The following is an 11,988-nucleotide window of genomic DNA, read 5'->3' as shown; positions in this document are numbered from 1 at the left end:
AGCGCCGATGGTACTGCGACCGGGAGGTCGTGGGAGAGTAGGACGCCGCCGGACATTCACACTGTTAAGGGCCACCCCGCAAGGGGTGGCCCTTAACATATGCCCCAACGGGCAATCCGCGGGTGACAGCCGATTGCGGGCGATACGCTACTTCCGCCGGCACCCGGTCAGGAGGCATCTTGCGTACAGGCGTCATAGTCGCGGCAAGCCCCGGTGTGGAGGATCTCGCCGTACAGGCCGAAGAGCTGGGTTTGAGTAGCTTCTGGGTTTACGACACTCCCATGGTTCACGGCGATCCGTTCGCAGCTCTGGCCTTGTGTGCGAAGGTCACCAGCCGGATCAAACTCGGTGTCGGCGTGACGTCGCCGGCCTTACGGTCGATACCGGCGGCCGCGAGTGGGTTCGCCAGCCTCAACGCGCTGGCACCGGGCCGGATCATCTGCGGCATCGGCACCGGGAACTCCGCCCGCCGCACTCTAGGAATGCCGCCCAGCACAGCGGCCGAGCTCGAGACTTTCACCGCCTCACTCCAGGATCTGACCGCCGGTCGCTCGATCAGGTACCAGGAGGGCGAGCGGGTCCGCGACATCCAGTTCCTGCACGACCAGCCGGCCGCCGAGACGATCGAGTTCGTGGTCGCCGCCCAAGGCCTGAAGGCAGCCGCCATCGCCGGGCGTCGCAGCACCGGCCTGCTGTCCTTCGCCATTCTGGACCCTGAGGCCTGGCGTGCATTCCACGTCGCTCGGCAGGAGGCCGCGCACGCTGCGAGCAAGCCTGTCGCAGGCGACTCCTATCTGATGACCTCGTTGTACTTGCTCGGCGAGGGCGAGGACCCGTACGGCGACGCGGTGCGTGAGGCGACCGGTCACACCGTTCTGTCCTTCCTGGTCTTCGCCGCCGACAAACCCTCCTTCGCCGAGGTCCTCGGCCCCGCGGAACGCGAGGCTGTGCAGCGATTCCTCAACCGACGCGGCACCACAGGCGCCACGCCGGACCGCTACCGCCAGCTCTACACCAACTACCTGAGCCGCATCGACCCAGCAGACCGCGACCTGATCTTGCCGTCACTGATCGACAAACTCGCTCTGGTCGGCACCCGCGACAACCTCCTCGGCCGCCTCGCCGTCCTTGAGGCAGCCGGGATCGACGAACTCGTCATCCAGCCTGTACTCGATCCGCCCGCAGAGCTGGCCGAACTAGCCAAGCTCACCGCCTGATGCGGGCCTGCTGGCTCGCGAAGTACGCGACCTTGCGGGCCCGCATCACCTCACCGAGCGGCCGATGCTCGACCAGCGCGTTCCACGGATCGAACCGAGCCGCCTCGACGGTCTTGGCGAACTCGTCGTCGGGCTCCTGCTGCGGGACGATCAGCCTGGCCACGGTCAGGTACGGCGTCGACCAGGTTGCGGAAGCGTCCTCGATCGGCGTGGTTGCCTCGTCCTGGAAGAACTGAACCTGCAGTTCGTAGCCGAGTGGCGCGACCGCCAGCCGTCGGAACAGATCAGCACCCCAGTCCTGCGCGGCTGCCGGATCCACCTGATCGGACGCAGCCGCGAGCCGCACGCGGACGGCGTACGGGCCGAAGGCAACGGGTGCGGCGCTGAAGAAGTCCTGCGTGGCAAAGCCGGTGAACGGGGTCCGGATCGCCGTGATCACCTCCCGCACCTTCGGCACTAACGAAGGGGACCCGATGAGCCGGCGGATCGCACCACCCGGCGTACTGCCAGTGGTGAGAACGACTCCGCTGAAGTCCTCGCTGGTCGCCGAGCTGAAGTGCTCATGGTTGATGAGGGCAAAGTCCTGACTCTTCGCCTCTCCACCCAGCGCTCCCTGCCCGCTCACCCCCAGGATCTTGATCGAGAAGCCACGAACGTCCGGAGCCTTGTCCGCCGCGACGTTGAACCCACCGTTGGACACCCGCAGCCAGGCCTCGAACGATCCCGGCCGAGCGAACAGACCCTGCCGCGCGTACTCCGGCAACCCCTCAGCTATCTCGACCCGCGCCCGCAACGCAGCCACCTGCCGCCGATGCAACGCGCGCCCCACCCCGTACTTCCCGGACTTGCGCACCTGCATCGCCACAAATCCTTCCGCCTGGCGCCGGTGCCGCTCCTCCTCGTCCGCCCCAACAACCTCACGCCACGCAGTACTGGGCTCAACCTCTGTCATGCTCCTACCTTCCAAGCCGGTGCCCCCATCATGGACCCCGCACGCCCGCGTCGCGGACCGCCCCCACTGACGCGCCGAACCCGCGACGGCTCGGGTGGTTAGAGGAGGTTGTCGAGGGAGCGGTTGATGTAGTTCATGGTTCTGTCGAGGTCAGTGGCGAAGGCGGGGTTGACTTGTGCCATGCCGGCGAACCAGAGGCCGAAGGCAACGTCTCGGGTGGCGATGAAGTTGTCGAGATGGGCGAGATCGGGGAGTTCGCGGTGTTCGCCGTAGCCTTCGAGGAGGGCAGCGCGCAGTGCGGGGAACTCGTCGCGGTAGCGGTTGTCCCAGAGGGGGACGGCGATGTCGTAGAGCCAGTAGCCGAAGCCGCAGTCGTCGAAGTCGATGATGTGGACGGCGTCGCCGTGGAAGAGCGCGTTCTCCAGGTGCAGGTCGGCGTGGATGAGGCCGAAGGTGTCGGAGGCCGTGCCGAGGTCTGCCATCGTGGTGCGCATCCGGCGGGCGATCTCGTCGAACTGGGTGCGCACCGGGAGCGGTAGGAGATCCCAGCAGTCGGCCGCGGAGACACCGCCGTACTCCATGGTGTTGCCGAAGAAGGTCTCCCAGTCCCAGCGCATGCGCACGAGCTTGGTGGGTGGGTTCCAGGCTGCGGTGTGGTTGTGCAGACGAGCGAGTACGCCGCCGAGTCGCCGGAAATGCACGGGGTGCGGATGGTTCGCCTGCATGCGACCGTCTTGCCAGCCCAGGACCGAGCAGACCAGGTCATCGGCGACGGTTGTCCACTGCCCGGCGCGAGTGCGGATCGGCGTTGGTACGTCGAGGTCCGTGTCCGCCTGCAGCGCAGCCAACCACTCCAGCTCCGACCCGACCGCATCCCGCGAGTCGACCCCCGGCCCGTGCCGGTTAGCCCGGTGAACACGCAGCAGGTATCGCCCAGTGGGGGAGTCCACCCGAAACGTCGTGTTGTCGCCATGCGCGATGAACGTCAACCGCGGCCCGTCGATCGCATAGTCCGCCAGCGCCCGGACCGCCGTCCGGCGAATCCGAGCCACCTGCGAACGCTTCGATTCGAGCTCAGCCATCCAAGGAGAGTAGCTCCGCCGATTCGCCCGCCGCGAACGCTTTGCCCCTTCAGGCCAAGCGCCTGGAGGGCATCACACGCCGACGCTGGGGTAGTCATTGAGAGGGCCGGCCGAGCTGACGCTGCTGTGGTCTGTGACGAGCTGCTCGGCGATCGGCATCAGCTGTGCACCTTCTTCGGAGCACCAGCGTACGGCGGGTCAGTCGGTGGCGGGGGCTGGTTCGGGTTTGGGGGCGGGGGTCCAGGTGATTTGGGTGGTGCAGGCGGTTACCAGGAGGGCGGAGAGGGCTACTGCTGCCATGCCGTAGAGGAGGGTGGTGGCGTTGGTGAGGGCGCCGATGGCGGGTGGGCCGGCTAGGAGGCCGAGGGTGCCCATGGTGGCTACGAGTGTCAGGGCGTTGGGGCCTTGTTTGGCGGCGGCTGCGTAGAGGCAGGGAGTGGCGGCGGCCATGCCCAGGCCTACGCAGGCGAAGCCGATGAGGGTGGGGATGAGGCCTCCGATCAGGAGAGCGGTGGCGAGGGCGGTGCCGGCGATGGTGGCGCCGGCCAGGACTACTTGGCGGTCGCCCCAGGCTGCTCGGCGGGAGTCGGCGAACAAACGGGTGAGGAGCATGGTGGCGGAGACCACGGCGATGCCTAGCGGGAGGACGGCGGGTGGTGCGCCGACGATCTCCTTGAGGTAAAGGGCAGACCAGTCGTTCATGGCGCCTTCGACGACGGTGACGAACACCATGGCGACGGCCAGCCAGGCGATGGTTCTCGACGGGATGGTGAGTTTGCCCTTGGCCTTCTCGGTTGCGGGAAGGTCGGTGGGCAGAAGGGCCCGCGAGGCGAATGCCGCGAGTGCTGCCAGGATTGCCGCGCCGATGGTGAAGTGGGTCAGCAGGTTCGTCGTGGCGGCGGTAACGGTGGAGGCGAGCAGGGCTGCGGTGAAGATGCCGCCGCTGAAGGCGGCATGCAGCTTCGCCATGGTGTTGCGTTCGTACTTCACTTCCAGCGCGGTGCCTTGAGCATTCATCGCGACGTTAAGGCACGCGACCAGAACGCCGTCGAGCAGCATCACCACCAGCGCTACCGGCTGATTCGGTACGACGGCCAAGGCCAGCAGCACGAGTGTCAGCCCCAGGCAGGCAACGAGCGCGAGCCGTCGCGATCCCAGTCGTTTCATCAGAAACGTGACGATCGGGAACGCGATCGCGGCACCGATGCCCGTGGCCAGAAGCAGCAGCCCCACTTGGGCGTTCGAAAGATCGAGAGAGCTCTTGAGCATCGGGATCCTGGCGGCCCAAGTCGAGTACTGGAAACCGAGGAAGCCGAACAGTGCCGCGATCGCCAGCTGCGAGCGGCGGAACTCGTCGCGCATGCGGAGAGCCCTTTCTAGAGGACCTTGGTCAGGTAGCGGGCGTTGTCGCCGTAGCCGGTGGGGGCGGGGGCGGCTGGATCGGGGCGGAAGCCGTTGGATGACCAGAAGAGCGCCGTTCCGGAGAGCGCGATCAGCGAGATCGTGAGAAACCCGCGTTCTCGAGCTACAGCGTTCACGTGAGTCACGATCTCGCGCCCCAGACCGGTACGACGGAACGCCGGCGCGACCGCGAGATCATGCAGATGCAGGTTCGGCGAACCCACCAGCGCGCCGGTCGACATCCCCAGCCGCGGATAGTCGCCGTACGGAAACGGCATCGCGAGAACGTAGCCGCGCACGGCTCCGGACTCTCCGAGAACGAAGCACGTTTCCGGAGAGAGCGCTCTCCAGGATTCCAGGGCGTGCCGGCCCTCGGAGAGCCCGAGAGGTCCGTACGCCGCCTGTTCCAGCTCGGCGATGTGCGGCCAATCGGTGTCGCTGATCGGCCGCACGCGAACCGTCTCAAGCATGGATCTCCACCGGCAGCACGCTGACCGGCAGCACAGTCACCGGTAGGGGCTCGAAGCCGTTGAAGCGTTGCGTTGTATAGCTGGTGGAGTACGCGCCACAGGACAGGATCCAGACCGGATCACCGGAGCCGATCGTCGCCGGCACCCGGGCCGGGGACGGTTCCTGACCGAAGACGTCGTCGCTGTCGCAGGTCGGCCCGGCGACGACCGCCGGTACCCGGAGTCCCTCCGGATGCGTCGGGAACACCATCCGGTACCGCACCTGGTCGACCTCGTACAACCCGTTGAACTTCCCGCAGCTGAGATACAGCCACCGCTCCCGCGCACCGTCCGGCTGCTGCCGGGACGACAGCCGTACGACGTGGGCCCGGATCGCACCGTGGTCACCGACGAGATGCCGCCCGGGCTCCATGACGAACTCGATCGCGGTTCCGGTGAGCTCCTGCAACCGCTTCATCCCGGTCCGGATGGTGCCGAAGATCTCGGCCAGCGACGGATCGAGCGCCGTACCGGCCCGGTCGAGATAGCCCAGGGCCGGAAGCCCGCCGCCGAGGTTGATCCGGTTGATGTGGATGTCCAGATCCGCGAGTTCGGTCATCGCCTCGGCCAGCTGGCTGAATGCGGATTCCCAGGCGGCGGTCGTCATCTGCTGCGAACCGACGTGGACCGACAGCCCCGACGGCACCAGCCCCTGGGCACGCGCGATCGACAGCACGATCAACGCGTCCCGCACCGAACAGCCGGCCTTGCGATTGAGGCCCCACAACGCACCCTCACCAGTGGTCCCCAGCCGGCAGAACACCCGGGATCCCGGTGCGCTCGCGGCGATCGCGACCACATCGGGAACGCTGTCGGTCGCGAAGTCCCGGATCCCGAGCCGGTAGGCCTCGGCGATGTTCTGATCCGACTTGACCGTGTTCCCGTAGTGAACGTGTTCTGGAGCTACACCGGTCTCGAGCGCCTGGATGATCTCCTGAGGACTCGCGGCATCGAATCCCGAGCCGCGGCCGGCCAGGCTCGCGAGAACGCCGTTCACGGGACACGACTTGATCGCGAACCGGACCGCGATCTCCGGCAGCTCCTCGGTCAGCGCGCCGTACGCGGCTTCGATCCCGCCCAGATCGAAGATGATCTGATCGTGGTCTGCGAGTTCTAAGGCGGTTCGCAGCCGATCACTCAGAACAGTGTTCATCTGAACAGACCTGCTCCTGCCGAGGTACTTGCCCTGATCAACGACTGCCAGACGTCGATCAGCACCGCGAAGTCGTCCATGTCCTGGCGCGCCTCGTCCAGCAACACCTCGCGCCGGACCGCCAGCGTCTCGGCGAAGCCGGCATGCCGGCCGCCCAGCCGGCGGTAGGCCCGGCCGAGTTTCTCCAGCCGGTCGAGGTTCTCGTCGACGGGCAGCCGGATGCTCTGCCGGACGATCTCCGCAACCGCCGCCGCGTCGACATCTCCCTGGGCGTCACGGAGCGAGCTGCCCGCCACACCCATGCGCTCGTAGACGAAGTGCAGGTAGAGCATCGAGAGGAAGAACTTGGTCAACGCCAGCTGGTACGACGCGAAACCCTCGTCGGTCTTCCGTTCACCGGTGTGGAAGTTCACGATGTGCCGGTTGTGCAGGACACCGGGCAGCCCGGCGTCGTGCACCAGGTGCATCAGGAAGTAGTCGCTGCCGATCGTATCGGTTGCCGGCGGCAACGGAACCTGTTCCTGGACCCGGTGGAAGGCGATATTCGACATGTCGACACGCATCGGGTCGACAACGGTCAGCACCGACTCGTCGGCACGGAACGGCGAAGTGCCTGCCCCGGTGAAGGATTCCGCAACCAGGGCACGCTTCTCCGCCTCGGTCGCGCCGCCGGGTGCCCACAGGCTGACCACGTCATAGTAGATCTCGGGATCACGCTGCCGGATGTCGTCGATGTCCACGGACATGTCGCCGATGAACGACGCGCCTGCCATCACCACCGGCAGGTCGTCGCTGCCCGGTGCGAGGTCGACGGTGGCCACCCGGTCGCGGGCCGCCGCGGCCGTCGTACCGATGGTGAGCTCGTGGTGGATCGGGAAGATCTTCGCACCGTCCAGCTCCTGGTAGGTGCAGTCCGAGTCGCGCCGGTGCACGGATTCGCACCCCAGCGCGGCCGCGATCACGAACGCCCGGTTCGTACAGGCGCCGTACGAGCGCCGCCCGGGCAGCATCAGGTCGAGGACCCGCTCGGGTTCGGCGACCGCCGCGCTCTTGATCACGTTCTGGAGAAACGCCCGCTGCGCGTTCTCATCGAGATGCACGATCTCGATCCCCGGCGTTCTCGGGAGCGCGGCGAGAACGCGAGCGTGCTCGCCGAAGTCCGCCGGGGAGCTCGAGTCCAGGATCAGTACGGCGATCTCAACGTTGAAATGTGAGACCGCGTACTCCGCCTCTTCCGCAAGTTCACGCAGTATCGGAGTGCAGGCGCGGTCGGTGGGCAGGGCCAGGCAGATGCGCTTCACCTGTTCTCCCCTCCAGTAGCGCTGTGCCAGGAATCGAGCCCCAGCAACTTGCGTCCCAGGGCGGTCAGCTCGGCGGTCGGGTATCGGAGCGACTCGTGCTTGATCCGGTCGCCGATCAGCGTCGCGTTCCATTCCGGTGTACTGAGCTTTCGCCAGGAATCAACGCGCGAACGCACGAGATCCTGGTGCGTCTCCAGCGCCGGCATCATCGACAGGTACTGCACGGAGCGGACGCTGTTCACGGAGCGGTTCGGGGCCACGCCATGTGCGAGCATCCCATTCCAGATCAGGAGATCGCCGGCCTCGAGCTGCGGCCGGATCACCGGAAACGCGTTCCGATCGATGGCGGGCCGGATCGGATCACGGTCCAGCGGCTGTTCGGCTCGCCAGCTCTCGAACTGACGGAACAGTTCGGGGCAGCACTGGAACCCACCGCTGTCGGCGGTGGTGTCGGTCAGCGCGATGATGCCCTGGACCCGCTGCGGCAGTACGTCGAGCGTGCTGTCGACGTCCCAGTGCAGATCGATGTCGAAGCCCGTCTCGGTGGCCGGGATCAGCGCGCGGTCGCGGTTGCCGACGTTCGGCGGGTTCAGGTTGAGCCGGTCCAGCGTGACCCAGAGCTCTTCGCAGTCCCAGACGTCGACGAAGGCGTCGTAGACGCGCTGTGCCTGCCGGCTGTCCCAGATGAGTTGGTGCTGATAGGCCTCGACAAATCCGTAGATGTACAGGTCGCGTTCGAGCTCTGAACGGAATTCATACTCCGGATACCAGGTCTCCGGGTGGTCCGGTTCGAGACCCTGGAATTCCCAGGCGAAGTCCAGGAGCTCCTTCGCGTGTGGAATAGCGTGTTTCACCACGGTGTAACCGTAGGTCTGCCAGTGTTCGTAATCCGCCGCGGAGAGGACCCGCAGCGGCAGGGTCTTCCGGACGTCGCGCAGCGGCGTCGCGGCGAGGTAGGTATCGGCATCAGCGCTGGAGTAGGGCACCTTCGAAGCGGCGCGGTACAGGTCGGTCCCAGTGTTCGGCATAGCAATCGTCCCCAGTACGGTCGGCCTGCCAAAACCGGTTCAGCTCGGCAGGGCTGCTCCTTCACGGGAATTTCAAAGTGTCCTTACGGAAGTATTCGAAGGAACCTTATCAAAGTAATTCGGCCTGTCGAGCGGGGAGCGCTTTCCCATTGCCGAACGCTGCCCGTTCAGACCGCCGGGTATGGCCGCGCGGGCGGCCGGTGACCGCCCCTGCGCGCCGTCCGAGTGCTTCCCGGGCGCGGCGGTCGCCGGCGGTTAGAGTCCGGTGACGTGGACCATCAGTTCTTGCTCATCGCCGGGGCCGGGCTCGCGATCATGATCGCGGCCTCGGTGTTCGCGCGGCGGACCGGTGTCGCGGCGCCGCTGCTTCTGGTCGCGCTAGGCATCGGAGCCAGCTACCTGCCCAGCACGCCGACGATCCACCTCGAACCGGAGATCGTGCTGGCCGGAGTGCTCCCGCTGCTCCTTTACTCCACAGCGGTGCAGTTGCCGGTGCTCGATATCCGGCGGAACCTGTCGCTGATCGCCTGGCTGTCGATCGTGATGGTGATCGTCTCGTCGCTGGCGATCGGGGCGGTCGTTCATGCCCTGTTCCCGAGTATTTCCTTCGCGCTGGGCGTCGCACTGGGTGCGGTGGTGAGCCCGACCGACGCGGTCGCGGCGACGGCCATCGGTCACCGGGTCGGTCTGCCGCCGCGGGTGATGACTGTGCTGGAAGGGGAGAGCCTGATCAACGACGCGTCCGCGCTGGTCGTGCTGCGGACGGCGATCGCCGCGATCGGGGTCGTCGGTGGTGGGTTCGACCTCGGCCACACTCTCCTCGACTTCGGGTGGGCGGTGATCGGCGGCGGTCTGATCGGTGCCGTGGTCGGCGTTCTGACCGTGCTGCTGCGGCAGCGCCTCGACGATCCGGTGCTCAACACAACGATCTCGTTCGCAGTTCCTTTCCTGGCTTACTTTCCGGCCGAGGAGCTGCACGCTTCCGGCGTACTCGCGGTGGTCGTGGCCGGACTGCTGACCGGCGTACTCGGGAGCAAGCGGTTCAGCGCGCGGGACCGGCAGACGCAGGCGACGACCTGGACCACGATCAGCTTCGTTCTGGAGAGCGCCGTATTCCTTGCTATGGGCTACCAATTGCCCGAGCTGGTGGATGCGGCCCGGGCGGAGACCACTGTCGGCGAGATCACCGGGCTGGTCCTGCTGGTCGTTGCGTTGCTGGTGGTCCTGCGATTCATCGGTCTGGCCTGGCCCGCGTTGTCCGGCCGGTTCGGCCGTGGCGATCGCAACGAGCAGCAGCGAACGCGGTTGAGTCAGTTCGAAGAGGCACTGGACGCGATGAACCCGGAGAGCGATCGGGAGGAGTCGCGCCTGGCTTGGGCGCGCCGCCGGTTGGCGCGCGGACGGGCCGATGTGGAGTTCGAGGAACGGGAGCCGTTGACCTCGCGCGGCACACTCGTACTGGCCTGGGCCGGGATGCGCGGGGTCGTCACGGTGGCCGCCGTACAGACGATTCCGGCGGACACGCCGCATGTCGCCACGGTGGTGCTCGCGGCCTTCTTGGTGGCGTTGTTCACGTTGGTGGTCTTCGGTTTGACGCTGCCGTGGGTGATCGCGCGGCTGAAGTTCCAGTCCGAGAGTCCGGAGGACAAGCGGGACGCGACGCAAGCGTTGCTGCGGCGGATCGGTGAGTCGGCGATCGATGCGATGGGTCCGCTCGAGGAGCAGACGGTCGCGGGTGAGCCGCTCGATCCGGAGTTGGTGGCGACGATGAAGGAGCGGATCATTCCGCGTCTCGTCTCGGCCAGCCGGCAGGTTCCGGCCGCGGCCAGGCCCGACAGCTTCGAACAGATGGCCGTCGTTCAGCGCCGCTATCTGGATGCCATGCGCGATGCGCTCGGTGCCGAGCGCAGTATCGGCGCCTTCAGCTCGGACACCTATCGCCAGGTCGAGACGCTGATCGACACGATCGAGAACCGCTTCAAGCCTGCCTGATCGGCCGGGCTCGGATGGGCTGCTGGGATTCGTCAATCCGGTGGTGCTGGGCGAGGCTGTGCGGTTGAGTCGCGGGGTGACTTCCCCCTCATCGACTGCTCTGTCGCCGGCCGTGCGCCGCCTCATCATCGCGACGCTGGTGAACACGCTCGGCAACGGCGTGTACGCCGCGATCGGGGCGATGTACCTGACCCGGGTCGCGGAGTTGTCGGTTGCTCACGTCGGCGTCGGCCTGACGATCGCTGGGGTGCTCGGGCTGATCACCAGTACGCCGCTCGGCGTGGTCGCCGACCGCCTCGGCCCGAACCGGGCGTACGTCGGCTTCCTCCTGCTGCAGGCGATCACGATGAGCGCGCTGACGCAGGTGCACTCGTTCGGGGCGTACGTCGCCGTGGCCGCGGTGACCGCGATCGCGGACTCGGGGCAGCGCGGCGCCAAGGGGGCATTGATCGCCGGGCTGTCCGAGCCCGACCAGCGGGTGCGGACCCGCGCGGTCCTTCGGGTCACCACGAACATCGGGATGGGCGTCGGCCTGGCGCTCGCCGGGATCGTGCTCGCCCTGGACAAACCCGGCCTGTACGTCGGGGCGCTCCTGGCCAACGCGGTCACGTACTGCGTGACGGCCGCGATGATCCAGTTCGGTCTGCCGCCCGTGGCCGGGGTGGTGTCAGAGAGCGCTCCCTCGGGACTTACCGCGCTCAAGGATCGGCCGTTCCTGGCGTTCGTCGTACTGGACGGGGTGCTGAACATGCACAACGTGATGGCGCAGCTCGCGATCCCGCTCTGGATCGTCACGGCGACCGATGCTCCGCGGTGGATGATCTCGGTGTTGCTCGTGATCAATGCTCTCGTGGTCGTGTTTCTCCAGATCCGTGCAGCTCGAGGAACGGAACACCTGGCGGGAGCAGCGCGGGCCGGCCGACGCTCGGGGCTGCTGCTCGCGGCCGCCTGCGGCGTGCTGGCGATCACCGATCTCACGTCGGGGCCGGTGACCATTGCGCTCCTGATCGTTGCGGCGCTCGTGCACGTGCTGGGGGAGATGCTGCAGTCCGCCGGCGGCTGGGGAGTCAGCTTCGAGCTCGCGCCGCCCGGTGCGCAGGGGCAGTACCAGGGTGCGTACGCGATGGGGCACCAGCTCGGCGATCTCGTCGCGCCGCTCATCCTGACCACGATTGCGGTCAGCTGGGGCTGGCCCGGCTGGTTGCTCACGGCCGTGCTCTTCGGAATCGCGGGCGCGTTCATACCGATCGCCGTACGACGCCATCCGGCCGCAGCGGCGGAGGCGTCACCGATCCCTGCCGTCGCGACATGAGCTGAAGTCGCGGGGCAGGCTCGGCGGGTGAAACACTGACA

The 11,988-nt window shown here is 67.0% G+C and carries 10 protein-coding genes; 3 read left to right on the top strand and 7 right to left on the bottom strand.

All coding sequences use genetic code 11. The features are described 5' to 3' along the window. Positions 1 to 179: 179 nt before the first annotated feature. The gene (locus ACFCV3_RS41330; RefSeq protein ID WP_376040643.1) at positions 180 to 1,217 is read left to right on the top strand and encodes an LLM class flavin-dependent oxidoreductase; all 1,038 of its coding nucleotides are present in this window, start codon (positions 180 to 182) and stop codon (positions 1,215 to 1,217) included. Here ACFCV3_RS41330 and ACFCV3_RS41325 read toward each other — a convergent pair. The 7 genes from ACFCV3_RS41325 to ACFCV3_RS41295 form a co-directional block, all read right to left on the bottom strand. Next, positions 1,207 to 2,169: a hypothetical protein gene (locus ACFCV3_RS41325; RefSeq protein ID WP_376040640.1), complete on the bottom strand. Its 963-nt coding sequence runs from the start codon at positions 2,167 to 2,169 to the stop codon at positions 1,207 to 1,209. The two genes, ACFCV3_RS41330 and ACFCV3_RS41325, sit on opposite strands and share 11 nt — an antisense overlap. A gap of 98 nt (positions 2,170 to 2,267) precedes the next feature. Continuing rightward, entirely contained in the window at positions 2,268 to 3,251 is a 984-nt protein-coding gene (locus tag ACFCV3_RS41320) for a phosphotransferase enzyme family protein (RefSeq protein ID WP_376040637.1), read from the bottom strand. 198 nt (positions 3,252 to 3,449) lie between these two features. Further along, the gene (locus ACFCV3_RS41315) at positions 3,450 to 4,712 is read right to left on the bottom strand and encodes an MFS transporter (protein WP_376040649.1); all 1,263 of its coding nucleotides are present in this window, start codon (positions 4,710 to 4,712) and stop codon (positions 3,450 to 3,452) included. After that, positions 4,628 to 5,122: a GNAT family N-acetyltransferase gene (locus tag ACFCV3_RS41310; protein WP_376040634.1), complete on the bottom strand. Its 495-nt coding sequence runs from the start codon at positions 5,120 to 5,122 to the stop codon at positions 4,628 to 4,630. The genes ACFCV3_RS41315 and ACFCV3_RS41310 overlap by 85 nt, the downstream gene beginning before the upstream one ends. After that, positions 5,115 to 6,314 carry an ornithine decarboxylase gene (locus tag ACFCV3_RS41305; protein WP_376040631.1) on the bottom strand — a complete coding sequence of 400 codons (1,200 nt, stop codon included), beginning with the start codon at positions 6,312 to 6,314 and terminating at the stop codon, positions 5,115 to 5,117. Before ACFCV3_RS41305 ends, ACFCV3_RS41310 begins: the two co-directional genes overlap by 8 nt. Continuing rightward, entirely contained in the window at positions 6,311 to 7,615 is a 1,305-nt protein-coding gene (locus ACFCV3_RS41300; protein ID WP_376040628.1) for a DUF6271 family protein, read from the bottom strand. Before ACFCV3_RS41300 ends, ACFCV3_RS41305 begins: the two co-directional genes overlap by 4 nt. After that, entirely contained in the window at positions 7,612 to 8,643 is a 1,032-nt protein-coding gene (locus ACFCV3_RS41295) for a phytanoyl-CoA dioxygenase family protein (RefSeq protein ID WP_376040625.1), read from the bottom strand. Before ACFCV3_RS41295 ends, ACFCV3_RS41300 begins: the two co-directional genes overlap by 4 nt. Before the next feature lie 270 nt (positions 8,644 to 8,913). Here ACFCV3_RS41295 and ACFCV3_RS41290 point away from each other — a divergent pair, with 270 nt between their 5' ends. Both ACFCV3_RS41290 and ACFCV3_RS41285 read left to right on the top strand, forming a co-directional pair. After that, positions 8,914 to 10,635: a cation:proton antiporter gene (locus ACFCV3_RS41290; RefSeq protein ID WP_376040622.1), complete on the top strand. Its 1,722-nt coding sequence runs from the start codon at positions 8,914 to 8,916 to the stop codon at positions 10,633 to 10,635. Between the two features lie 76 nt (positions 10,636 to 10,711). Continuing rightward, entirely contained in the window at positions 10,712 to 11,947 is a 1,236-nt protein-coding gene (locus ACFCV3_RS41285; protein WP_376040619.1) for an MFS transporter, read from the top strand. The last annotated feature ends 41 nt before the right edge of the window (positions 11,948 to 11,988 follow it).

This window comes from Kribbella sp. NPDC056345, from assembly GCF_042262745.1.
Lineage (GTDB): Bacteria > Actinomycetota > Actinomycetes > Propionibacteriales > Kribbellaceae > Kribbella.
This window is presented reverse-complemented; position numbering and strand designations above follow the sequence as displayed.

What these genes read in the sequence shown, in the direction of transcription:
- ACFCV3_RS41325 (WP_376040640.1), bottom strand. Translation starts at nt 2,169, where the DNA reads ATGACAGAGGTTGAGCCCAGTACTGCGTGGCGTGAGGTTGTTGGGGCG.
- ACFCV3_RS41320 (WP_376040637.1), bottom strand. Translation starts at nt 3,251, where the DNA reads ATGGCTGAGCTCGAATCGAAGCGTTCGCAGGTGGCTCGGATTCGCCGG.
- ACFCV3_RS41310 (WP_376040634.1), bottom strand. Translation starts at nt 5,122, where the DNA reads ATGCTTGAGACGGTTCGCGTGCGGCCGATCAGCGACACCGATTGGCCG.
- ACFCV3_RS41305 (WP_376040631.1), bottom strand. Translation starts at nt 6,314, where the DNA reads ATGAACACTGTTCTGAGTGATCGGCTGCGAACCGCCTTAGAACTCGCA.
- ACFCV3_RS41295 (WP_376040625.1), bottom strand. Translation starts at nt 8,643, where the DNA reads ATGCCGAACACTGGGACCGACCTGTACCGCGCCGCTTCGAAGGTGCCC.